This is a genomic window from Rhizobium sp. UFLA01-1127, assembly GCF_059803845.1.
In genome coordinates this window covers 12,861-35,554 of the sequence record NZ_JAUQTZ010000058.1, presented here as the reverse complement: position 1 = coordinate 35,554, position 22,694 = coordinate 12,861, and the positions used below count along the sequence as shown (strand labels likewise).

The window sequence follows — 22,694 nt, the reverse complement described above, 5'->3', positions numbered from 1 at the left end:
CATCATGGCTAAAGAACAGGCTCGAATCGAGGCTCAAAACCGTAAGCAGGCATAAAATCTATTCGCCGGACGCTTACGTTTTTCTGGATCATGCTCGGCTGGCACTTTTGCAAGTCGAGGCTGCGATCGAAGGCGCCCGGCGGACGGCAGAGCCGAAAAGGCCCACACTCGCTATGGGGTTTCTGGTTGGGCTGGAGGTCACGTGGCTGCCTCACCTGTTGCGCATGATCCGTGAGGAAGCGCCGGAGACTGAAGTCACGCTGTGTAGTCTATCCTCTCCGGAGCTTGCTCTTGCACTCATGCGCGGGAGGTTGGATCTAGCCTTCCTTCGTCTTCATGGAAAAGCCGCCATCCGGAAGTGCCGCAGGTGCACGCGAACTGCTGGCCGCCTCCGAGAAGGCGAAGAAGCCGCTGTTGCTGGGGTTCATGAAGCGATACTCGATCGGCAACCGGATGGCGGCGAACATCGTCAGGTCCGGCCGTTTTGGCGATGTGATGGGACTGACCGGCTACTACATGACGGCGCCCGGATATTTCGCCGGAAACGTCGATTACACCGGCTTCTTCCTGCACCACTGCGTTCACTATATGGACCTCGTCTCATTCCTCGTGTCGCCCGTTCGGACGATTTCGGCCCGCAAGGTCGAAAAGACGCCCGGCCGCGTGCTCTTCCATGTCGGGTTCGAATTCGAATGCGGCGCGATCGGCAACATCGCGATGGGAACCATTCAGTCCCGCGGAACGCCGGTGGAGCGTATCGAGCTGATGAGCGATCACCAGCGCATCGAGGTCGACGACGTGATCGAGATCAAATGGCACCGCAATCCCCCGTTCAAGATCGACGACCCGGGCGCGACGCTCAATGACGATAGCGACACGCTGACGTGGAAGCCGAATTTTACGGCAGCGGCCAACGAGGACCCGAAGGGCTACCACTCACTGCTGGCCGACGTCGTTCCTGCACTCGCCGGTGCATCAACTCCGGCGCCGAGCATCGCGGACGGTGTGATCGCGATGGAGCGGCTGGAGACGCTGCGCAGAGAGCTCGATTTGTGAGCTCCATACTCTCGACTTGCTCCGACAGCGACAACGTCTCGCCGAAACTGTGAGTTGCGTGCTCGACATCGAGCACCCAGGTGGTCATCTCAAGGTCATCATGTTCAAGCTGAGAACGCGGGGAGAGATAGCGACGAAAAGCATGTCGACTGCTTGAGGCTTGACTGTTGAGTTGCGCGAGATTTTGAACCGCATTTTCATTTTGCGCTGATCCGGCTTGGAAAATTCAACCATTTGAAATAATTTATTATTCTAAGTTCTTGCTGGACCTTGGCCAAACGCAAAAGCGGATTAAATCATCACGGAAATCAACATCCGGTGGTTCATTTCCCGGAGCAGGAGCTTTTGACGATATTCGAGGCGACGACGTTCCGAAATATCTCTGACGATCTTCGATGCGCCGAGAATTTTGCCTCTTTTTCCACGAACGGGCGAGATCGTGACAGAAACCTCGACAAGGCTGCCATCCTTGCGCTTTCGTACCGTCTCGAAATCGTCAATCCGCTCGCCATGGCGGATTCTCTCAAGAATGGCATCCTCTTCCTGTATCCGATCCTCGGGAATCAGAATGAGAATAGACTGCCCGATCGCTTCAGCCGCCGAAAAGCCGAAGATGCGTTCCGCACTCGCGTTCCAGCTCGTAATTGTACCATCAAGCATTTTACTCAGAATGGCATCGCTGGAACTCTCGACAATCGCCGCAAGCCAGGCCTTCGGATTTTCGACGCTATCGATGCTGGATCCACCGCTCCAGGGGCGGTGAGATAGGCTGGGAGGAAACCCCGGCGAACTATGCTCATCGACTGGATGCACAACTCCGCTCTTATCGCTTTCAGGAGAGCAATGAGACATCATATTCAGAGAGGTTTTTTCTCATTTGTTCGAAGGCCACGGGACCGGAACGCAATGTGATCGAATTTGGAAATAATCGCAACAATAGAAGAGCGCCCCTCCTTGGTCCTTTGTCACAAGCGGCGGATCCTGCCGGATCGGTCAAAAGCTATCATCTTGGTTGAAGGATGATACCGATTGTACGGCGGCGTACGAAACTTTGTCGTTGGAAGCAGTGTTGAAATGCAAAGATCGCAAGAAAGATTAAAGCTCTGAGCAAGATCGTTCGAGGATTACCCGGCAAGGACGGACAGAGAGCGGTTGACGTTCTTCAATTTTTGCCACTCTTCCCGCCGGAGTGCTAGCGTGAGCTAGTAGATGACGCCGCCGATTACCATCTTCGATACGAAGATCTTCAAAAGCTCCGGGTCGAAATGCCCCTGCGAACGAAGCATCATGTCGATAGCCTCTGCCTGAGACATCGACCGCTTGTAAGGACGTACGGTCGTCAGCGCGTCGTAGACGTCGCAGATCGCCGCAATCCGCGCAACTAAAGGTATGCTGCGTCCTGCTAACTGCTTCGGATAGCCGGAGCCGTCAAATTTCTCGTGATGATAAAGGCAGATATCGAGAATGGCCTTGGGCATGTCGGTAATCTGCGCGGCCATTTCGTAGCCATGCTGGGGGTGCGTTCTGATAAGTGCAAATTCTTCAGCCGTCAGCTGACCGGGTTTGCGCAGAAGATCAACAGACAGGGCCGTCTTGCCGAGATCATGAACGAGACCGCCCAAGCCTAAGAAGCGTATGGTCTCTTCGTCCATTTTGAGGTTGCGGCCGAACGTGACCATTAACGCGCTGACGGATAGGGAATGAAGGAAGGTGGCTTCGTCCTTGTCCTTGAGCTTCGCCATGCTTATCAATGCGTTGGCATTGGTCATGGCATCTGCCATCACCTTTTCGACCGTCTCGTTCGCGACGTCCAAATGAAAGGTTTGTTGAACGCGCGCCTGTGCATGCAGATTGCTGATGTTCGGTCGCGTCTCATCTATGGTATTGCGTGCGCGGCTAATCTGTTCGACTGTAAACTTGGACGCCAATTCAGCTTCAAAAGACGAACGATCAAAAACGTTTGGCGATGAATCATCCGCGTCTAAATCTCGACCCTTCTCGGTATCGATGACAAGACTCAACACATGGATGCCCATCAGCCGCGCGACATCGGCTTGAGATGAAATCAAGAACCGGCGGCCCGCTACCGAGGACTGAGATGACGAAACCTCCAACTCCTCCACGAACATTCCAATGCGCACCTGGCCAAGCCGAATTCTCTTTCGCATCTGATGTTCCGTTACGCGCGCTCCTACGGTATCACGATACGGTTATATTATAGTTTCCTTCTTTTTGAAGCGAAGCCGATGCGCATACCTAATACTTTGGCAACAAAAGGATCCGCCTCAAACGAATTCGAGGGAAAGAAGCCCTCGACGGGCTTTCGGCTGACTACCTAGAGAATGTTGACGTTTTCCGCCTTCGGCTTTCCGGTCCGGCGATCCTGACCGAGATCATAGGACACTTTTGTGCCCTTGGCCGGGGAGCTGCCGCTTGCTCTATGTCGCTGATCAACACCGCGTTTTCGTTGACCACCCACTTGATCGCGGCAGCTGAGAGGTGCTTTTGAGAAGGCTACCTTACGCGTTGACGTTCGGCTAGCGCTAGAACAGAGCAACCTTCTGGCAACAGTACGTTGCGCAAATTCACAAATTGTCTAGCTTCATCACGCTTGGACCCGGATTTGCATTCGAAGCTGATCCATAAAATGACCGTTGTCCCTTGGCGAATCTCATCTCGGCACAGGCGAACACTTGTCTATTGCTTGCACTTATAGATTGCAGACATTCGCTCAGACAACGCCTAAACGATGTCAATTTCGCTGCCATCAAAGGTTCGAATTCCAAATTCTGTAAAGACTTCTTGGGGCCTGAGGCCGTGGATGCCAGATTAATGCTATAATGTTGAGGGTGAATCCATCCCGATGGCACCCGTGAGAGTATTTAGATAGTCGTCAGCGACTTCAACCAGCGTTTCCGCGATGTTGTAGGATTCCCATCCTGCTTGTAGAAGCTGCTGGACAGCTTCATCGATCTTCTGCAGGAGTTGCTCGCGGCATTGTCGTTTTGATTCGTCTGCCCGACCAATTACCCACTCTTTGCCTGGCATGATAACGTCCTCCTCCATGACGACAGAGATGCGCAGTTCTAGCCAAGATATGGTGGCAGCGTGGGTAGGCAACGGGTGTCGCAGCATTTTTTTAAATTCAAAGTTCCTTTTTTTATTCGTAATGCCGATTGGTAAACTCAGCGCGTAGCGGTGCTTCGCCGAGTTGGTATTCCCTTCTATAGGTTGTGAATTTTGAGTTGAGAGCGCAGGTCCGTTAGGCCGAAGGTGCCGCAAGTATGGGGCCGGGCCGTGGCTGGTTGGATGCTGACACGAATCCAGAACCGAGGGAGTGGGGATCTTTCCGGCCGGTGTAAGCTTGCCGGAATCATGGATGCGGGGGTGGCTGTATTGGCGAACCTCTGCGCAGATTCTCGCAAGAATTCGATTGATAATGTCAGCCGCAGCCGCCAAATTTTAGAAGCTAGGCACGCAATTTATCCCGGGTTCCTGTGCAACGCTGTTTGGCGTTAAGCCCGCGAAGGCTTCCGTCCACTCTTCAGCGGCTTCACCGTGACGACATCATCGGCCACCGGAACGAAGAACTCCGAAATATCGCAAGCCAGCGCTTCGGCAATCTTCTCAAGGGTGGTGACAGTCGGGTTCTTGTTGCCGCGCTCGAGATAGCCGACGTAGGCGCGCTCGACATTGGCCTCAAGCGCGAGGTTGTCTTGCGAGATCCCCCGCATAACCCGTATTCGCCTGAGATTCAGTGCCACTCGCTGCCGTGCATCCATGGCGGAAACACAACATTTGACAGTTCATAAAACCACGTATTATAGAACTATGAATGGCGATCTTGAACGAACCGGAAATAACGCCCGCGGCCTCGCGAGGCCAATGCGACCAAATGGGTACTTGATCTCTGTGAGTCTCACTTGCAACAGCGCTCGGGCAATCCGCGGCGCAACCAATTTCGGGCTGGATCTCTTTCCTTCATTCCAGCTATGCATTCAGTAGCGGAGTGATTTGAGCGCGCGAACTAGCCGTCGTCATCTCCGCATCGGGATACGTCATGATGGCGCAGATGATTGCTGAATGGGCGATACAGAACGGGTTCAATCTGCTTGGCTCCTGGAAGTATCGTCGCAGCAACGATGGGCGCACTATCACCATCGAGATCAAAAAGCTCTCGGTGGTGCTGATCGATGAGAGGGCAGGTGTGCGGCCCCGGATCGTCTCTGCCTTGTTCAAGGATTTGTTGTTGGGGAGTCCCAATGGCAAACTCGAGCGGCTTTTGCTTGACCGTTGACGAGGATCGAACACCAGGCTTTTCGAGGATTGGCGGAGCGGACTTCGCAAAAGATGGCTTAGCCGGTGTTGCCGATCCAGCCTTCCTTACGCCAATCCTCGGCCCGCTGATCGAGATCGATGCTGCCGTTTTCTGAAAGGATCTTCAGGGCTTTGTCATGTTGTTCCTGGCTGGTCTCGCGGACCGTCAGGAGATAGCCGCCGCGTCGCAGACCTTCGGCGTACAATTCCCGCTCTTCGTCAGAGAAGTAGAAGGATCGTGACAATATATCCAGGAGGTCGAGATGCCCTTCCCCCTGTCGATCGCTCTCGTTTCCGGGAGTTATGTTCAGTGCATCGTTTGATATGCCGGCGTCGATCAGCTCATCGATCGCCTGCTCCGCATCGGAATGCCGGTCGAAGAAAGCGGTAAGGTTTCGGGCGGGCTCTTTGACAGTGGAAGTCATCAGTCAATCTCCTGCTTTTCTATAGGTGCACGAAAGGCCTTGAAGCCGGCGAACGCGTGGACCTTCAGTCGCTGATCGGGCTGATTATCCGGCAGCTTGCCGCGGAGCGCCACCCTTTGGTTCGGGCGGCTGTTCGCCTTCCCGCTCCTTGGCACGCTCCTTCTTGATGGCGGCATTCGGGTCGCTGTCGGTAGCCGCGGCATCCGGACCGCCCTCCGGGCTTTTAGAATCCGACTCTTTGGTGTTCGTGTTCCTGTCCTTTTCCTCACCGGAAGCTTGGAACCAATGCCGCAACTCTTCTCCCTGCGGCTCGCCTTCCGCCTGCCATATCACATAGGCGCGGCGGCGTACCTCGCTATCGCAATCCTCGTTCATCGTCTTCTCCTCCGGCCTTACCACTGATGCCGGGCCGTGAACTGGTCACATCGAATGAGTTAAACTCTCTCTGCAAACAATGGTTCCTGTTTGCCGCCGATGTGCTGCAGCGGCCGATAATCCAAGGCCGATTGCCGGTTCACGGGTCCGCATGTGCCGTTGCCTGTTGATTTCCGTGACAATTTAATCCAGTTTTGCCTTTGGCTATGCTCCAACCGAAAATTTAAACTATCAATGTTTTCAAGGCACTGCATGTGCCGTGCGGGTTAGCGCAAAATGGCAATCAGGGTCAAAATCTCGCGGAACTCAACACCCCGATGAAATGGCCGATCGGCTCCGGACGCTCATCGGTAGCACGTAGGGAATAGAGAGGAGCCCAAGATTCTGCTCGCTGGCCGAACGTGCTGGCAACAGCCCTGTCAATGCCCGATGAACAAGAGGCGTCAGATGCGTTGAGCACCAATTGGGGCTCATCGGGTTCTGCAGCTCCGAGTCGCTGTTGCCGATGGTCGTTTCAAGGAGAAAAAGCTCAGTCGCACAGCGTAACCCCTCTTTTCGAACATTCATATCTGGTTCAGATGCAGCATGCACAAGTACATGCGTCCTTAAGACACCCCCTAACTTTCGGAGGCAACACATGAAAATCACCTATGCTCTCGCTCTTGCCGGCATGCTCGCATTCTCCGGCTCGGCCTTTGCAGCATCTTCAGCCGCTACTACCACAGGCACAAATACCACTGCCAAGCCTGCTGCTGCAGCAACCGCCGACACAGCAAAGGCAGCAACCACTACCACGGCCGCAAAGCCGGCTGCTGCCGACACGCAAAAGCAGGCTATTTCTAAGAAATGTTCGGCTGACGCTGACGCCAAAGGTCTGCATGGCAAGGAACGCAAGAAGTTCCGTGATCAGTGCAAGACTGCTGCCATGAAGAAGAGCTGAACGCCTTGGACCCGAACTGTTAAATTGCATGAGTATACGGGTGTTACGATAAACAAATGAAGGGTGGAGAATATCTCCGCCCTTCATGTCACCACAGTATTCAAGTCCTTCCAGCAGATGTTCGGCGTGTTCAAAGTCGAACAAAACCAACATCAAACATGGGCGACGATCAGGAACAAAAGGTCGAAACGCTCTCGATCGATCGACAAGGTGCTGGATAATTCCTGCCCCACTGCAATAATAGATTTGTTGATTTCCGTAATGATTTAGCCCGGCTTTGCGTTTGACCAAGATCCAGCAAAAACTTACAATGATCAATCGTTTCATATGGTTGGTTTTTCCAAGCTGGGTCAGCGCAAAATGAAAATGCGAATCAAAATCTCGCGCAACTCAACACCGGTGCATTTTCGCGGCGACTCATCTATGTCTCCGCCATCGAAGAGAAGGTGAGAAAACCGATGGCGAACCGAGAAATTGACGTAGCGTCCATGACGTACAAGGGCTGGATGACGGCTCTTTTGGGTATTGTCGCTGTCGTTGTTGCTGCGACAATCATCTTCGGTTCATGGTACACGATCGACCAGGGCGAGCGTGGCGTTGTCCTTCGCACCGGCGCCATGGTTGGCACGGCCGAGCCGGGCCTACATTTCAAGCTGCCATGGATCGAGACTGTTGTGAAAATTCCCGTCACCCAGCAGGTGACCTATTGGACATGTCAGAACGGCGCGACCTGTCAGAGCGACGAGCATCAACAGATGCAGGCCTATTCGCAGGACCAGCAGCCGGCCAACATGCGAGTGACGATCTCCTGGCACGTTCCACCCGAGGCGGTCGAGAAGGTTTATTCCGAATTCGGCTCACTCACCAATCTGGAATCTCGACTCGTTTCACGCCGCGCACCGCAGGATGTGAAAACGGTGTTCGGCAAATTCACCGCCGCCTCAGTCATTCAGAACCGGGCGCAGTTCAATGCTGATGTTCAATCGGCGATCGAGGCTGACATTCAAGGACCAATACAGGTCGACAGTGTCCAGGTCGAGAATATCGACTTCTCTGACGCTTATGTGAACAGCATAGAGCAGCGCATGCTGGCCGAGGTGGAGGTGCAGAAATTGAGGCAGAACGCCGAGCGGGAAAAGGTGCAGGCGCAGATCACCGTTACGCAGGCCCAAGCCGCCGCTGATGCCCGCCGGGCTGATGCGGAGGCACAGGCCGACGCCGTGCGATTGCAGGCGGAAGCCGATGCACAAGCGATCCAACTTCGTGGGGATGCAGAGGCAAAAGCGATCAAAGCTCGTGGCGATGCATTGCGCGACAACCCCAACCTAATCTTCCTCACTCAGGCGGAAAAATGGAATGGACAATTACCGACTACCATGCTGCCGAACGCCTCGGTGCCCATGCTCAATCTTGACCCACGGCGGAATTCCACCGTACCGGTAGCCGGACAGGAATAGGAGAAAGCGCGCAGCTCTGCAATGGTGCGAGCCCTCGCCGACCGTGATCCACAACGACGCGTTTTCGGGTATTGGCCTGGGTTGCTTCTGGCATCAGAACGGCGCTCAATTCAGTCGTGATGCGGGATGTGCGGCAGGCCGATCGGACCATCATCTGCGCAACCGAGGAACTGCCACTGGCTTGGCTTGAACCGCGCCGCGGGGCCGTCAGGCTCCGGCTTGGCAAATTCAGCGACGACATCGTAGGGAATTAAAGGCGCATCGAAACGAGCGAGCTGTCCTTGCTTGCATGCAAGGGCAGCAAGCTGGCTGTCGCGAGTCAATTCCCCCTTTGCGTTGTATGTAAACAGTGGACCAATGGTTTGATCCGTCGCCAGCTCAAGCCTGGTTGAAGAAACCTCCATCGCAATGGCGCTGACACCCGCAACCTGTACCGGGTGAGGGAAATGGACCGCGCGCAGGCCACGCAACGCAAGTGGCAGGTCTTTCTCGCCGTTATCAAAGGGGTCGTACCGCTGGATTTGGCTTCCGGCTGGAATCCATAGTTCGCCATATTGAAAGTCACGTTCCAATACGAAGTCCTGCCGCGCCGCTCGGTTCAACGTTTGCTGATGTACTTCGTAACTGATGCCGATAGCGTCATAGATCAGAATGCCGGTCCACAGGTCCAGCGCAAGTGTGAGTGCCCCGAACGCCCACAGCCATGCCCGCGCCTTGTGGGAGAGTAGGCGACCTCTACTGCCGGCAATCAATCTCACCACGGCGCCGCCTATGAGGACAATCGTGCTCACAATGCCAAAGAACGGCAGAGCGAAGAGAACAAAAAGGCCCAATAGAGAAAAAATTGGAGCAAAGATCATGGGCTATTGAACGGAGAGGTTTTGAATGTCATCCGACTGTCTCGACTGTTTTGCCGTAAGCGCGAATTTCTGTGCGCCTTCTGAAGCGCGGTGCTATGATGCATGAAGTTTCCACCAAAAATAGGTGGACACCAAATCATGGATGAAGATGCTCCTCAACTGCAAGTGCGGCTTGTTGGTCGCGACGGCCGTCGTCGATATGACCCTGCGTGGAGAGATTGGCTTGTCGCGGCTTGCCTGGAACCCGGCGTTTCGGTCTCGCGTCTAGCTCTGGAGCACGGCGTCAATGCTAATCTTGTTCGGAAATGGGTGAAGAGAGCCAAAGAAGGACGTCCTTTGCCTCTCGTCTCGGGGTTCGTTCCGGTTCGGATTGCTGCAGATATTTCCTCGGCCTCTGGCGGCGATTTACTGGCGAACACCGAGCCATTGGGCAAGCAGTCTCATGCATCCAGGGTGAGTGCGCTCCTGCCGAATGGGATTAGCCTGCGGTACGACCAGGGAAAGGGATGGAATGCTTGGCGAATTGTCGGGATGAGGAAAGACTCGACTCATTAAGCTTTCTCTGTTGCACTGTTTTCCATGACGAAGTCCCCGCGTAAGTCATCAAAGCCACTTCTCGCCACCTCGGAAATGCCGCTGCGAAGCCGGGCGCGCAAACCTCGTGATCCAGATCAGCCGCAATTGCCGCTCGATCCCATGCCGGAGCGGATCGAGCCGGCGCTAGCGCTTCTGACGTCCAACGTCCCCAAAGGGTCGCAGTGGCTCTATGAGAAAAAATGGGACGGCTACCGGCTTGCTATCCACGTTGAACCCGGACGCGTTCGGATCCTCACGAGGGGAGGGCACGATTGGACTGATCGCTTTCCGACAATCGCCAACGAGGCTGCGGAGTTCGGCACGACGATGATCCTCGACGGAGAGGCGGTCGTCCTGGATGAGAAGGGAAAGTCGAGCTTTGGCGCCCTTCAGCGTGCTCTTGGGGGAAGGGGCGAGCACCGCCGGGCGGACGAGGCGATCTTCTACGCCTTTGATCTCCTTTATTTCGATGGACACGACCTGACAAGGCTGGATCTCGCGGAGCGTCGGCAGATCATGGATGGCCTTTTGGCCGACCACGCAGGCGTCATAAAGCTATCCGAGGCGGTCGAAGCCGATGGCGACGACTTGCTGGCCGCCGCATGCGCGCACGGACTTGAGGGTATCATCGCCAAGAACTGTGTCCGGCCTTATCGCTCCGGCCGTACGGGCGATTGGATCAAGGTGAAATGCGTCCAGAGCGATAGCTTTTTTATCGTCGGCTATGAACCTTCCGCTGTCGCACACGGTGGTATCCGCAATTTGTTTCTCGCTGCCTATAGAGGTGACGATCTCGTTTACGTCGGCAATGTGGGGACGGGTTTCAATGAACGCGATGCAATCAGGCTTCGCAGGGATCTAGACAAGCTCAAGACTTCGCGGGCGCCGATCGCGCTGAAACAGCGTGGCGTCGTCTGGGTCCAGCCGACACTGATAGCCGAGATCGAATATCGTGCCTGGACCGATGACGGCAAACTCCGGCATGCTTCGTATAAAGGCCTCCGGGAGCGGCAGGACAATGCCGAGGTCTATCGTCTGCCGCAATGAGGTATCGTTATGATTGGTACAGCCCTAGCCGCGTGATAAATGGTCAAGGAAGATAGGAAATGGCTCCGTTCCAAGCGCCGCCAAAAATAAAACTCTCCCGGCTACGCGATATTGGTTGGTCTCTGTGGGATCTAATAGGTTTGTTGAAATCGGGACAACGTTGGGAAGATGACGAGTGTAGGCCGTTCGCCAATGAATACGATGCCTATCTGCTGAACGCGGCGGGCCGAGGCGGCACTCAATGCCAGCATTTCCACAAAGTTCAACAGCCGGATAATCCACTTTGGGGGTGGTAAGTTGAGATGACAAACAAATTTGGTTATTTGCACGGTCCGTGCAACTCGCAAACAGTAAGGTCCCGGCCGTATTATGGCTCCAAGTTTCCTCGTCACCCATTCCGGCGGCTTTCATGCCGACGAAGTGTTGTCCAGCGTTGTTCTCATACGGCTTTTCCCTGACGCGCGGTTGGTTCGTAGCAGGGCGCCGGAATGGATTACGCCTGGCGCCGATCGCATCGTCTACGATGTCGGCGGCGCCTATGATGCAACTACCGGGATCTTCGATCATCACCAGCGCGCCGCACCACGGCGCGTCGATGGTCAGCCCTTCAGTTCATTCGGGTTGATTTGGCAACATTTCGGTCGCGACTACCTGACAGCCCTCTCTGTTCCGCGCGCCGTTGTCGATACCGTGCATGCTGCTTTCGATGCCAGCTTCGTCTTACCGATTGATCTTGTCGACAACGGCGCGCTCAGCCCGGATAGTGTCGGCCTGCTGGGCGGATTGACCTTGCCGTCGTTGCTCGAAACATTGAAGCCGGTCTTCGATGATGGCGATCCGGAGGCGACCGATCGGGCATTCCATGCCGCGATTGCAATCGCCCGCAGTTTCGTCGAAGCGAAAATTACAGCAATCCATGCGAAATTGCGCGCTGAAGCGTTAGTCCTGCAGGCGATCGCGCTTGCAGGCGAGAGCCGTGTTCTCGAATTGCCGATGGGTATGCCATTTCGGTCGGCAATTGTGAAAGCAGGCGCTGATCATCTCTTGTTCGTGGTCCATCCGCGTGAGACCGACTGGTGCTTGGGCGGAATTCGCCGCGCGGAGCAGGGGTTCGAATTGCGCGCCGACCTTCCGGCTGCTTGGGCCGGGTTGAGCGGTCTCGACCTCGAAGTGGCCACCGGCGTCGACGGCGCCAGCTTCTGCCACAACGGCCGTTTTATCGCGGCCGCCAAGACGCGAGATGCCGCGCTGGCTCTCGCCAGGTTGGCAGTGGAAGACGCGGAAAAAGGAGCCGGTTGAGTATTGGATCGAGGCCGAGCTTGCCCGCGAGTTTAAGAGCGGGCTCACACCGCCCGCAACATCGTCACCTGCGACGAGGTGATGTCCGCCCCGGACGGTCGCTGGCTGATGACGCAGGCCTCGTGCTCGTGGGCCAGAAGCCGGGCTCGGCCAAGGGTGCCATGTTCCTGACCGTCGAGGATGAAACCGGGCTGGCCAACGTGGTCGTCTTGGCCAACCTTATTCGAACGCCGCCGGCGTATCGTACTCGGATCCAGCATGATGGTGATCAATAGCCGCATCCAGCGGGAAGGCGACGTCTTCCATCTCGTTGCTCAGCAGCTCTTCGATCTGACGTCCGATCTGTCCGGTCTTGCCGACCGCGATGAGATGTTCAGGCTACCGACCGGTCGCGGTGAGGGGTTTGCCCATGAAACCCCGGCAGTCCGGATTCGCGCGACAAGGCGAATCCGGTTGTCCCCCGAGACATGTTCGTGCCCTTATGGGGCAGAACAAGATCAGTGCGAAATCGTACGCCGAATTCGTGCATGTTTTCCGTTGTTTGCCGCCTGTGCTGAAAAGGATATTTTAGGGTGAAATGCTATTTCGGACGCGGGTTTGGGGATTAATATCGGTCCTGAGCATCACTTTCTCTGATAAACGTACGATTTCGCACTGATCTTGTTCTGACCCTGTGTGCAAAGACCCGGATATCCGCGGCATTGGCTGTTCATGCACCAGTATCATGCTTGAGGACGCAGTGGCGAGGGAGCCGTAAATGAAACCCAATCGTAGGTCTTTTGTTGCGGGGGCTCTTTGTGGAGCCCTGGTAGGGAATGCAGAAGTATGCAAAGCACAGGCGGGCGAAGATCATCCACCTATGCAACCACCGGCAGGCTACCGAGTCATACAGAGTTTTCGCGATGGTTTCTTTCCGCCTTTTTCAAAGGGGAGCATACTGAAGCAGGGCGGCTTTTTCTTTAAAACACCTGAGGCATTCGAACTTTATAGCAACGGATATTCTAAGGCGCAGTTGATCAAGTCCAGCGACTTAATTGTCGTTGCACCAAGGATAGAAATCACACTGCTGGAAGGATTCGCAGAATTCCGTGGGCGTGCGCACGTCGAGGGACTAGGGGACGGGTACATTGTCCTCAATGGCGAATTCTAAAAGTAGATCGTGGTCATCATGTCAGAGGAAGCCTGTCGTTTCTTGGTACGTGATTAAACCATCGTTAAATTTGTAACGGGCTGAAAATACTGGTTATTTCCAAGTCTGCACCAAGCTAAAAATAGTTAACCGGCTAAATAACAGATAAGCTAAATTATGACACGCGGCCGCTTAGTGCCCTGCACTTGGTTCACCGCTCACAAGCTCATAACTCGGTACAGAATGACCCGTCCGGTTGGCATGATTTGCGAAAGGAAATCAAAATCTCGCACATTACCGGTTAGCACACTCGCGCCTAGCTGCCGCGCTTGTAGGAAAACAAGGGCGTCATTGACGAAACGCCTCTCATGCCCTTTCCCTTTAGGAAGGTTGCTCAACCGAAACAGCAGCCCCGCCAGCACACCCGCCTGTCCCCACATGGCTGTATCCGGAGCATGAAGACGGTGCTCAGGGATGTCGTCTACAGTCTCGGCGATCGTTTCGAGAACCGCTTTGGTGGTGGCATGCTTGGGGTCTAATCGGCCGAACGCATGGGTCAGCTCCGACAGGCAGACTGCGGAATGGTGGCATAGGCGATACCGCAGCAGTGCATCAACCTCAACCGGCGAGCGCCCCTGTAGCACATCCAGATAGACACTGGTGTCGAGGAACAATGGTCCGCCGATTGCCGGTTCGTCGACGACCCATGACAGGTCTTCGTCGAGCCTGCGCTCGAGCGTCCCGGCATACTTCTGTGGTTTTAGTGATCGCAGCGTTTCGGAGAGATCAAACCTCAAGATCGAGATCCGCCGAGATGCTGCCTTTGCGCCCCACCAGACGCGCGCCGAAATCATCCTCTAGGGCAAGCCGGGAAAGCGCCAGTTCCAGAAGTTCAGTGTCGGAAGTGACATGCGCGCGCTTCTTGGCCGCCTCGATCAATTCGGACGATACACGTCCCGACAAACGGGTATTCTTCGCCGTGCCGAGAAGGCCGACAGCCTTTGCTTGTTCGAGTACGAGCTTATTGCGGGCCAACGCCACTTTTGCTTCGCTTTCTGCAGCGGTTCGTAGTTGAGCACCCATTACAATCTCCTATGTTGAACATAATGTAGATTGCGTTGAACGGTAATGCAAGATTCAATGGAGCCTGGTGAGTTGGGATTCTCCGATAACTATCGATCGCCGACCAACCGAAAGATTAGGGAAATGGATTGGTTGCATGCAGATGGAACCTTGCATTCGCCATCTCGCCACGGGCTGAAGCTCATGGCGCACCGCCGCAGGGCGTCAACTCGGGGAACTAGAGGCAAAGTGCGCGCCGATTTATAGTCGAAGTTCGAACGCGAATAAAAGATTCCAATGAGTGGGGCATGATTGCCGATCTCTGGAGGCTTTGTGACTATGCGCGACTAAATTCTTCTATGATACCAGATGATTAGCCGACACTTAGCTAAAATGGCTTGGTGGAACGCGGGTTCGAATTGGTTCAAGAGCTGCATTATTTCCGTTGTTAAAAGCTGGTGGGCTTGAGGATGCGATGGTCTCTGCCTACCTCATATCGCTATCTAGCATGCCACTGACTTCTGGTTTGTTGTTTCAAATGGCCGCCGCCTGAATTTCAATTGGTCAACACTTGACTTTCAATTGGTCATCGCTGTAGTTTCAAACGGTCACCAATGGAATGAAGCTATGGCGCTGTATCCAAGGCTCGTTAAGCAACGCGTTACCGACGCCATGTCAGACACGCGAGTCGTTCTGATCGTAGGTCCCCGACAATCAGGCAAAACGACCTTGGTCAGGAAGATGGCCAACGAGGGGATGGAGTATTACACGCTGGATAATGGGACGACCCTGGAGGCAGCGCGACAGGATCCAGTTGGCTTTGTAAGGGGTATGGACCGCGCCATTATTGATGAAATTCAGCGCGCTCCCGAGCTGTTGTTGGCGATCAAGGAGAGTGTGGACATCGACCAGCGCCCAGGGCGTTTCCTCCTGACAGGTTCAGCCAATCTTATGACGCTGCCACGCGTGGCAGACTCGCTCGCAGGGCGCATGGAGGTCGTTCGATTGCTGCCGCTTGCGCAAAGCGAGATCAGAAGCGCCGGCAGCAGCTTTCTGCAGGATGCCTTTCAAAATGAAGCAAAGGCCGGAGAACCAATCGTCGGAGACGACCTGATGGCTGCGGTTCTGGCCGGTGGATATCCCGAGGCATTGGGCCGCAAAACCTTGAGCCGCAGACAGGACTGGTATGCGGATTACATCCAGGCGATCGTTCAACGCGACGTTCGCGATATCGCGCAAATCGAGCAGATTGCTCAAATGCCGCGACTACTACGCATTCTGGCAGAGCATTCGGGCCAGCTCGTGAACTATTCCGGGATCGGGGCTGCCATCGGGATGAACCACATCACAACGCAAAAATACGTCGGAATCTTCGAGAGCCTGTTCCTCGCTCGAACCGTGCAACCTTGGTTTTCCAACAAACTAAAACGCCTGACCAAGACGCCGAAAATACATTTCCTCGATTCTGGTCTTCTCGCATCCCTTCGCGACCTCTCTCTTGAGCGCCTCCGCGACGACAGGGGCCAGTTCGGGGCGTTGCTGGAGACTTTCGTTTTTGGGGAAATCCTCAAACTCGCCAGCGGTGGGCAAACTCGCTTCGAGTTTTCGCACTTTCGGGACAAGCAGCAGAACGAAGTCGATATCGTCATCGAAGATAGAAGAGGGCGGATCGTCGGTATTGAGATAAAAGCGGCGGCAACCGTCTCGAATTCCGATTTTTCGGGGTTGCGAATTTTGGCCGAAGCATCCGGAGAAAAGTTTGTTTCGGGTATCGTCTTGTACGACCATGACAGGGTGATCCCTTTCGGGGAACGTTTGTCCGCTGTTCCAATATCGGCATTGTGGCGTTAGCGCGTGAGAATTTCGCTTCAGTCTCCAGACTCGAGCATTCTTGAAACTTCGACGGGTTTCGATAACAAATTGGCCTTAGGTTCGATTCCCATCAAGGCGACTGGGGCGTGCAGAATCATTGGCCGCCCTAGATGCGGCATCGATCAGGCCAGAACGCGGATGACGGTTTTTTCCTGCGCGTCGCTCCGTTGAGGTGAGCGCGGCGGCATTGGTTCTGTACGACGGCGACAAGATCTTGCCATTTGGAGATAATCTTGCGGCAATACCGCTATCTTATCTTTGAGGCGATTAAGGTAGGCGGCCAGAGTTAAAGTTCGATTCTCTTCAAGAGCAGTAAAGGTTCGGAAAACCTGTTCAAAGGCTATTTAGGTATAAAGCTCAAGCATCTAGTGAGGCTCATCGGCCGCAATGTGTAGTGACACGCCCGCCTTTTCGGCCGCTGCTCGCAGTCGCTTGTCTCTGGTCCACAAGGTTGCTTTCTGCTCGAGGAGAACGGACGCTAGCAGATGGGCATCAGTGTAGCCAATACCCATGCTGAAAATGCCGTATCGATCGATCATCGTCATGACTTCGTCGTGCGTGGCGACAACAGCTCCGCGCTGAGCTATCAAAAAAGCAATGACGCTGCCGCGGTCGCGAAGGCTGCCAAGGGCCAACTCGCCAATCACGCTCGGATGGCAAAGTAGTCGATCATCTTCGATTATCCTTCGTAGCTCGGCATCGCCATGTCGGAAATGATCAATCCAGATCGAGGTGTCCACTAATATCACTTAACCGCCGTGCTCCGACGGCGCGGAGCTGCCTCGGCATCCGGCATGGTTCCCCCAAGAGCGATGAGGCGTTTTCCTGACTCCACTCGAACCAGCGTCTCCAACGCCTGACGAACGAGTGCTGCGGTTTCTTTGGTGCCGGTCAATGATCTAGCCCTGTCCATGAGGGCGTCATCGAGATTAATGGTTGAGCGCATCCGCTGGCCTCCGTGTTATGACGTTAGAAATAGCACCATTTGGTGATAAAATCTACGCCTCTGTCGCTTCCGTACACGGAACGTGGTCTACGAATGTAAGATAGCGCGACGCTCCCATTCGATAGGATATTGGAACTGAGCCGTGAAGTTGAAGCCGGTGCTATCAGTGCCGCAGGCTCGAAAATATTGGTCCACAGTTCGTATCCATTCACATCATACAGATCGGGTCGGCCCTTCGCGGGCGAGGCCCGCCGGCAGTGGACACCTCGGCAGCTTTACGCCGTCATATCGGTCGTTCAGTAGAGCTAAGCAGTTCCGCGAAAACCCATCATCCTGCGGACCCCATCAGGGTGCGACGCGCGAGAAAGAGAGGCTCAGAAGCATACCCGTGAAGACCAGAGAATCTCGGAAGACCACGTACTTCCGTCCAGGTCCACCGATGTAGGCGTTGTCGCGTGCTTCGCGATGCTTCGAGGCTCGCGCCGCCTCTTCCGCGTCATTCGCTGAATGCCGGCAATATTCGGCGCAAAATACCGAAATGCTGATGCAGTAGGTGCATTCTGCGGCACTAATTGCCGATACTGCCAGTTCTTATTCATCGTCGAGGCGCCGATGTCCCCTACAATCCACCATATCTGCAGTGATGAAGCGCTACCCAAATCTGCGGATGTCGTAGTGATCGGCAGCGGAATTGTCGGCGCCAGCGCGGCCTACTTTCTGGCGCGGCGCGGCCTGTCGGTGGCGCTGATCGAAAAGGGATATGTCGGCTGCGAACAGTCGAGCCGGAACTGGGGCTGGTGCCGCCGGCAGAACCGCGATGCACGTGAGTTGCCGATCGCCAATCTGGCGCTGCGGCTGTGGGAGCAGCTCACCAAAGAGATCGGGCATGACCTTGGCTTCCGCCGTTGCGGGCTCATCTATGCGAGCTCCGATCAAAAGCAACTCGCCGAATGGGACAAATGGCGCGAGGTTGCCGGACGGTTCGACGTTAATACGCGGATGCTTACGGCCGATGAGGCCACCGCCGCCGTTCCTGCGGCTAGCGGCCGCAAGTGGCTGGGCGGTGTCCATGCGGCAGACGACGGCAAAGCCGAGCCATGGCTCGCCGCCCCCCGGATAGCTGAGGGCGCGCGCATGCATGGCGCGACCATTCATCAGAACTGCGCGGCACGCGGCCTGGACATCACCAATGGGCAAGTGAGTGGCGTCGTCACTGAGAATGGCACCATCCGCACCAGCGCCGTACTCTGTGCAGCCGGCGCCTGGGCTTCTGCTTTCCTGCGCATGCATGCGGTTTCGCTACCCCAGGCCAGCGTCCGTCAGACCGCCTTACGGACTGGCCCTGCGCCGGATTTTGGCGGGGCAATCTATACGTCCGACTGTGCCCTGACGCGCCGGATCGATGGCAGCTACACGGTAGCCGTCAGCGGCAGGGCGAAGCTCGAACTCACACCGCAGAGCATCCGCTACGCCCGCCCGTTTATGCCCATGTTCATCAAGCGACTGAGTACCATCGAGATCGGCATGGGCCGCTCGTTCTTTCAGGGTCCGGAAACGCTCGGTCGCTGGCATCTCGACAGGCCAACCCCGTTTGAACGTATCCGCATACTCGATCCAGCTCCGGACATGCGGCTAGTGGCAACCATAATGACTCGGGTAAAAGCTCTGTTCCCCGCCATTGCCGATGCAGGCATTGTGTCCTCCTGGGGTGGATATGTCGACTGTACACCGGACGCCATACCCGTGATTTCACCGGTGGACAACATCGCAGGCGTGTACGCCGCCGCAGGCTGTTCCGGACACGGCTTCGGGGCTGGCCCTGGCATTGGCCATCTGGCGGCGGATCTGGTCGCGGGCGACGCGCCATGCGTCGATCCGACTCCATTCCGGTTGTCGCGTTTTACGGACAGATCGAAAATTGAAGTGGGCGCCATCTGAAGCGATTTGGCCGCAGATGAGCGAGATCTTCGTGAAAGCTATATGGAAATCATATGTTGATACCAAGCGCTCCAGCCAGAAACATGGCTTTTATCCATACCGTTTCGGGCCTTATTTCCGAGTTTGAGGACCTCGCGAAACAACATCTGCCCGACTGGAAGCCATTCGCGGTTCTCGACGAGGGCCTCTTGAGGGATACGATTGAGCGCGGGTCGTTGTCGGATCTGACGATACGGAGGCTCGCGATCTACATATGGTCGGCGGTCGACGCCGGGGCAGATGCGATTGTCGTCACCTGCTCGACTCTCGGACCGGCAGTCGATGCCATTGCGCCGCTTTGCCCTGTGCCGCTTTTTCGCATTGACGAAGGCATGGCCAAAGCCGCCGTCGAGCATGGAAATCGCATCGGCGTCATGGCGACCTTATCCACGACGCTGGTTCCGACGGTGGATCTGCTGAAGCGCCATGCACATGAAGCGGGCAAGGACGTGACGGTCGACTATGTGCTTGTTCAGGGCGCGTTTCAACTCCTCGCCGGCGGGGACGTGGAGACCCATGATGCGCAATTGCGCCAAGCTCTCGAAGAGCTATCGCAGAAGGTTGACGTGATCGTCTTGGCGCAAGCATCGATGGCGCGTGCGGCGCGGGGAATGACACACTGCATTCCAGTTCTTACAAGCCCTGTGTTTGGGATCGAAAACGTGAAACGGCGCTTAGAGCAGTGATAGGACGAGAGGATGCAAATGCCTCGCCATCCTCGAATACTATCGATGCCACACTTGTAGCGGAACTGACTAAGATATGGCCGACATGGTCACGGCGTTCGGCCTCCGTTGATTGCCCGCCCTTTTTACCCTTTGGGTCACTTTAGCCCCCGCGAAATGGCCGTCATGTTGTAGCGCAAGGAAACCTTTATGATTGAAAGAGAAAGCAGTTTCTACATCGACGGCCAGTGGCAGGAATTCAGGGATGTGACCCGTCTACCCGTCATCAATCCGACGTCGGAAATGGTGACCGGCCAGGTTGCAGCGGGAAGCGCCCGCCACGTGGACATCGCCGTTGCGGCCGCCCGCAAGGCATTTCCGACATTTTCGCAAATGCCTGTGCCGGAAAGGATTAGTCTGCTTGGCAGGATGCATTCCCTTCTGAAGGAGCGCGCCGAAGCTTTTGCGCGGGCCCTCGTCACGGAAATGGGAGCCGCGATCAGCTTTGCGCGCGCGTCACAGGTGCCTTTTGCAGCCGAGCATATCCGGGTCCAGATGGAGGTTCTCGAGAAATATCCCTTCGTTACGGTCGATGGGACACGGGCGACGACTAGGGAAGCCATCGGCGTCTGTGCCTTGATCACGCCCTGGAACTGGCCGCTTTATCAGATCACTGCCAAGGTGGCCCCGGCCATCGCTGCTGGCTGCGCGATCGTGCTCAAACCCAGCGAGCTCTCGCCTTACAGCGCCCTCCTTTTTGCACAGCTGATGCATGATGCAGGTACACCACCGGGAGTGTTCAATCTGGTCAATGGCACAGGTGAGAGCGTCGGTGCGGCTCTTGCCAGCCATCCGGGGGTCGACATGATTTCCATTACCGGCTCGACGCGCGCGGGCGTGCTCGTCGCACAGGCCGCTGCACCCACCGTCAAGCGAGTCGTTCAGGAACTCGGCGGCAAATCACCCAATATTCTTCTTGATGACGCCGATTTAGACGAGGCAGTTGCAAAGGGCGTGCTGGCCGGCATGCGCAATGTCGGCCAGTCCTGTAGTGCGCCGACCCGGATGCTCGTTCCCGCGCATCGGCTTGCCGAGGTCGAAGATTTGGCAGCGAAGACTGCGCGCGCACTCGTTGTTGGTGATCCGTGTGATCCGCAAACCAACATGGGACCTATTGCCAATCGCGCCCAGTTCGAGCGTGTCCAGACGATGATCCAAGCCGGCATCGATGACGGCGCCAAGCTGTTGTGCGGCGGCCTCGGGCGGCCAAACGGACTGAACCATGGTTTCTTTGCCAGGCCGACGATCTTTTCCGAGGTGACGCCCGACATGCGGATCGCGCGGGAGGAAATCTTCGGCCCCGTGCTTTCCATCATGTCCTATAGGGATGAGGATGACGCTATCTCGATTGCCAATGACAGCGTCTATGGTCTCGGCGCCCATGTGCAGTCCTCCAATTTAGAACGAGCGCGAAGGGTCGCAACGCGGATCCGGGCGGGCCAGGTTCACATCAACTATCCGGCCTGGGACGGAGCAGCCGCCTTCGGCGGCTACAAGCGGTCGGGGAATGGGCGCGAATACGGCATCTACGGGCTCGAGGAATATCTCGAGACCAAGTCCATCCTCGGCTACTGATCCCGCTGGCCGGAGGCGATTATTTGCCAGGGTAAGGGCTTCAGCGACTGGCGCAACATGGACAAGAACGCAGTCGTGCGCGCGCTTCGTCCATGTCGCGATCCGAGCATGGCCACGACATCGGCCGACGGCAGCTTCCACTCGGGCAGGAGCTGCCGTAGCCGCCCTGCGACCAGATCGTCCGCCACGTTCCATTCGGATCGGATCATGATGCCCTGATCGGCCAATGCCCAATCGCGGATCACGGCGCCGTCATTGCTCGACATGACTGGATCCACGCGGACGGTCACGCTTTCCTGTGCAGGCCCCGTAAATCGCCAAAGGGTCACGTCCTCTTGGTTCTCCCGAATGGCCAGACAACGATGTTTTGCGAGGTCTGCCGGCGAAAGGATAGGGAGTGCGCTGTCGAGATATTGCGGAGTAGCGCAGAGTATCCGGCGGTTCGCCGCCAGCGTCGTGACCACCTGATCTAGATGCCCTGGCTCGCCGATATGGACGACAACGTCATAGCTTTCAAGCAGAAGGGCCGCCGGATGATCGGAGAGCTGCAACGTTGCGGTTGCGCCGTCATGTTCGCGCGCGAATGCCTCAACAACCGGCGCGACATGGAGCCGTCCGAACCCGTGGGGTGCTGCAACCCTGAGATGACCGCGAACGGCCCCCCTGCGGTCGGCCAATGCCTCTACCAGCGAATCGATCGCTTCACTGACAATCACGCTGTGAGAGGCGACCAGCGAACCTTCCTCCGTCAGAAGCAGCCGTCGCCCCGACCGATCAATCAGTCGCACGCCAACCTTTTCCTCAAGCGCCCGCAAACGTTGGGTTACGGCCGGGGGCGTCACATTCAGCTTCCTCGCGCTTTCGGCAAGCGATTTGGATCCCGTCAGTACCGAAAAGAAAGCAAGATCGTCAGAGGTTATCATTAACTTTTACCTCAATCAGACATTCAGAAATCATTAATTTCCACCTTTATGATTCGAGGACAAGATCGAGGGCGAACGGAGATTGAAGTGATGGAAGAAGCGACGGTTCAAGTGGTCGCCGCTAATGAGACAG

The 22,694-nt window shown here is 55.9% G+C and carries 25 protein-coding genes and 3 pseudogenes; 14 read left to right on the top strand and 14 right to left on the bottom strand.

Annotated elements, in window-relative coordinates; all coding sequences use genetic code 11:
- Nucleotides 1–173: 173 nt before the first annotated feature.
- Nucleotides 174–281, top strand: a pseudogene (locus Q4Q11_RS16385) (LysR family transcriptional regulator); the annotation flags it as partial.
- A 36-nt stretch (nt 282–317) separates the two neighbouring features.
- Here Q4Q11_RS16385 and Q4Q11_RS16380 read toward each other — a convergent pair.
- Nucleotides 318–467, bottom strand: a complete 150-nt coding sequence (locus Q4Q11_RS16380) for a hypothetical protein (RefSeq protein ID WP_498570147.1) — start codon at nt 465–467, stop codon at nt 318–320.
- Here Q4Q11_RS16380 and Q4Q11_RS16375 point away from each other — a divergent pair.
- Entirely contained in the window at nt 454–1,056 is a 603-nt protein-coding gene (locus tag Q4Q11_RS16375; RefSeq protein WP_498570146.1) for a Gfo/Idh/MocA family protein, read from the top strand. The two genes, Q4Q11_RS16380 and Q4Q11_RS16375, sit on opposite strands and share 14 nt — an antisense overlap.
- Before the next feature lie 291 nt (nt 1,057–1,347).
- On the opposite strand, the gene Q4Q11_RS16370 is transcribed toward Q4Q11_RS16375, so the two are convergent.
- The 5 genes and pseudogenes from Q4Q11_RS16370 to Q4Q11_RS16350 form a co-directional block, all read right to left on the bottom strand.
- Nucleotides 1,348–1,911, bottom strand: coding sequence for a PAS domain-containing protein (locus Q4Q11_RS16370; protein ID WP_498570145.1), 564 nt, complete (start codon nt 1,909–1,911; stop codon nt 1,348–1,350).
- A 347-nt stretch (nt 1,912–2,258) separates the two neighbouring features.
- The gene (locus Q4Q11_RS16365) at nt 2,259–3,224 is read right to left on the bottom strand and encodes an HD-GYP domain-containing protein (protein ID WP_498570144.1); all 966 of its coding nucleotides are present in this window, start codon (nt 3,222–3,224) and stop codon (nt 2,259–2,261) included.
- Between the two features lie 167 nt (nt 3,225–3,391).
- A pseudogene (locus tag Q4Q11_RS16360) lies at nt 3,392–3,472 on the bottom strand (cold-shock protein); the annotation flags it as partial.
- 419 nt (nt 3,473–3,891) lie between these two features.
- Nucleotides 3,892–4,104, bottom strand: coding sequence for a hypothetical protein (locus tag Q4Q11_RS16355; RefSeq protein WP_498570143.1), 213 nt, complete (start codon nt 4,102–4,104; stop codon nt 3,892–3,894).
- A 467-nt stretch (nt 4,105–4,571) separates the two neighbouring features.
- Nucleotides 4,572–4,790, bottom strand: coding sequence for a helix-turn-helix domain-containing protein (locus Q4Q11_RS16350; protein WP_498570142.1), 219 nt, complete (start codon nt 4,788–4,790; stop codon nt 4,572–4,574).
- Between the two features lie 326 nt (nt 4,791–5,116).
- On the opposite strand from Q4Q11_RS16350, the gene Q4Q11_RS16345 reads away from it, so the two are divergent.
- The gene (locus tag Q4Q11_RS16345; protein WP_498570141.1) at nt 5,117–5,353 is read left to right on the top strand and encodes a hypothetical protein; all 237 of its coding nucleotides are present in this window, start codon (nt 5,117–5,119) and stop codon (nt 5,351–5,353) included.
- A 58-nt stretch (nt 5,354–5,411) separates the two neighbouring features.
- Here Q4Q11_RS16345 and Q4Q11_RS16340 read toward each other — a convergent pair whose 3' ends face one another.
- Nucleotides 5,412–5,798 carry a hypothetical protein gene (locus Q4Q11_RS16340; RefSeq protein ID WP_498570140.1) on the bottom strand — a complete coding sequence of 129 codons (387 nt, stop codon included), beginning with the start codon at nt 5,796–5,798 and terminating at the stop codon, nt 5,412–5,414.
- 84 nt (nt 5,799–5,882) lie between these two features.
- Entirely contained in the window at nt 5,883–6,173 is a 291-nt protein-coding gene (locus tag Q4Q11_RS16335) for a DUF2934 domain-containing protein (protein WP_498570139.1), read from the bottom strand.
- Between the two features lie 637 nt (nt 6,174–6,810).
- Here Q4Q11_RS16335 and Q4Q11_RS16330 point away from each other — a divergent pair.
- Together Q4Q11_RS16330 and Q4Q11_RS16325 are read left to right on the top strand one after the other, a co-directional pair.
- The gene (locus Q4Q11_RS16330) at nt 6,811–7,113 is read left to right on the top strand and encodes a PsiF family protein (RefSeq protein ID WP_498570138.1); all 303 of its coding nucleotides are present in this window, start codon (nt 6,811–6,813) and stop codon (nt 7,111–7,113) included.
- A gap of 458 nt (nt 7,114–7,571) precedes the next feature.
- A complete protein-coding gene (locus tag Q4Q11_RS16325) occupies nt 7,572–8,570 on the top strand; it encodes an SPFH domain-containing protein (RefSeq protein ID WP_498570137.1) in 999 nt (332 codons plus the stop codon).
- Between the two features lie 110 nt (nt 8,571–8,680).
- On the opposite strand, the gene Q4Q11_RS16320 is transcribed toward Q4Q11_RS16325, so the two are convergent.
- Nucleotides 8,681–9,430: a hypothetical protein gene (locus Q4Q11_RS16320; protein ID WP_498570136.1), complete on the bottom strand. Its 750-nt coding sequence runs from the start codon at nt 9,428–9,430 to the stop codon at nt 8,681–8,683.
- Nucleotides 9,431–9,568: 138 nt separating this feature from the next.
- Here Q4Q11_RS16320 and tnpA point away from each other — a divergent pair, with 138 nt between their 5' ends.
- The 5 genes and pseudogenes from tnpA to Q4Q11_RS16295 all read left to right on the top strand — a co-directional run bounded on the left by tnpA (nt 9,569) and on the right by Q4Q11_RS16295 (nt 13,502).
- Nucleotides 9,569–9,985, top strand: coding sequence for an IS66-like element accessory protein TnpA (gene tnpA / locus Q4Q11_RS16315; RefSeq protein WP_498570135.1), 417 nt, complete (start codon nt 9,569–9,571; stop codon nt 9,983–9,985).
- Between the two features lie 24 nt (nt 9,986–10,009).
- Nucleotides 10,010–11,053 carry a non-homologous end-joining DNA ligase gene (gene ligD, locus Q4Q11_RS16310; protein ID WP_498570134.1) on the top strand — a complete coding sequence of 348 codons (1,044 nt, stop codon included), beginning with the start codon at nt 10,010–10,012 and terminating at the stop codon, nt 11,051–11,053.
- A 369-nt stretch (nt 11,054–11,422) separates the two neighbouring features.
- The gene (locus Q4Q11_RS16305; RefSeq protein WP_498570133.1) at nt 11,423–12,352 is read left to right on the top strand and encodes an MYG1 family protein; all 930 of its coding nucleotides are present in this window, start codon (nt 11,423–11,425) and stop codon (nt 12,350–12,352) included.
- Nucleotides 12,353–12,400: 48 nt separating this feature from the next.
- Nucleotides 12,401–12,909, top strand: a pseudogene (locus tag Q4Q11_RS16300) (hypothetical protein); the annotation flags it as partial.
- A gap of 200 nt (nt 12,910–13,109) precedes the next feature.
- A complete protein-coding gene (locus Q4Q11_RS16295) occupies nt 13,110–13,502 on the top strand; it encodes a hypothetical protein (protein ID WP_162701405.1) in 393 nt (130 codons plus the stop codon).
- A gap of 197 nt (nt 13,503–13,699) precedes the next feature.
- On the opposite strand, the gene Q4Q11_RS16290 is transcribed toward Q4Q11_RS16295, so the two are convergent.
- Both Q4Q11_RS16290 and Q4Q11_RS16285 read right to left on the bottom strand, forming a co-directional pair.
- Nucleotides 13,700–14,278, bottom strand: a complete 579-nt coding sequence (locus Q4Q11_RS16290) for a PIN domain-containing protein (protein WP_112510398.1) — start codon at nt 14,276–14,278, stop codon at nt 13,700–13,702.
- On the bottom strand, nt 14,268–14,564 hold the full coding sequence (locus tag Q4Q11_RS16285; RefSeq protein ID WP_015342180.1) for a hypothetical protein: 297 nt from the start codon (nt 14,562–14,564) through the stop codon (nt 14,268–14,270). The genes Q4Q11_RS16290 and Q4Q11_RS16285 overlap by 11 nt, the downstream gene beginning before the upstream one ends.
- 606 nt (nt 14,565–15,170) lie before the next feature.
- On the opposite strand from Q4Q11_RS16285, the gene Q4Q11_RS16280 reads away from it, so the two are divergent.
- Complete coding sequence (locus Q4Q11_RS16280; protein WP_112510401.1) at nt 15,171–16,394, top strand: ATP-binding protein; 1,224 nt, start codon at nt 15,171–15,173, stop codon at nt 16,392–16,394.
- Nucleotides 16,395–16,780: 386 nt separating this feature from the next.
- On the opposite strand, the gene Q4Q11_RS16275 is transcribed toward Q4Q11_RS16280, so the two are convergent.
- A complete protein-coding gene (locus tag Q4Q11_RS16275) occupies nt 16,781–17,164 on the bottom strand; it encodes a type II toxin-antitoxin system VapC family toxin (protein WP_112510403.1) in 384 nt (127 codons plus the stop codon).
- Nucleotides 17,161–17,361, bottom strand: coding sequence for a type II toxin-antitoxin system VapB family antitoxin (locus Q4Q11_RS16270; RefSeq protein ID WP_112510406.1), 201 nt, complete (start codon nt 17,359–17,361; stop codon nt 17,161–17,163). The genes Q4Q11_RS16275 and Q4Q11_RS16270 overlap by 4 nt, the downstream gene beginning before the upstream one ends.
- A gap of 612 nt (nt 17,362–17,973) precedes the next feature.
- On the opposite strand from Q4Q11_RS16270, the gene Q4Q11_RS16265 reads away from it, so the two are divergent.
- From Q4Q11_RS16265 to Q4Q11_RS16255, 3 genes are all read left to right on the top strand, one after another.
- The gene (locus tag Q4Q11_RS16265; RefSeq protein WP_498570132.1) at nt 17,974–19,299 is read left to right on the top strand and encodes an NAD(P)/FAD-dependent oxidoreductase; all 1,326 of its coding nucleotides are present in this window, start codon (nt 17,974–17,976) and stop codon (nt 19,297–19,299) included.
- 53 nt (nt 19,300–19,352) lie between these two features.
- Nucleotides 19,353–20,024: an aspartate/glutamate racemase family protein gene (locus tag Q4Q11_RS16260; protein ID WP_498570131.1), complete on the top strand. Its 672-nt coding sequence runs from the start codon at nt 19,353–19,355 to the stop codon at nt 20,022–20,024.
- Nucleotides 20,025–20,213: 189 nt separating this feature from the next.
- Nucleotides 20,214–21,638, top strand: a complete 1,425-nt coding sequence (locus Q4Q11_RS16255; RefSeq protein WP_113214080.1) for an aldehyde dehydrogenase family protein — start codon at nt 20,214–20,216, stop codon at nt 21,636–21,638.
- On the opposite strand, the gene Q4Q11_RS16250 is transcribed toward Q4Q11_RS16255, so the two are convergent.
- Complete coding sequence (locus Q4Q11_RS16250; protein ID WP_498570130.1) at nt 21,632–22,561, bottom strand: LysR family transcriptional regulator; 930 nt, start codon at nt 22,559–22,561, stop codon at nt 21,632–21,634. The genes Q4Q11_RS16255 and Q4Q11_RS16250 overlap by 7 nt on opposite strands.
- Nucleotides 22,562–22,694: the final 133 nt, after the last annotated feature.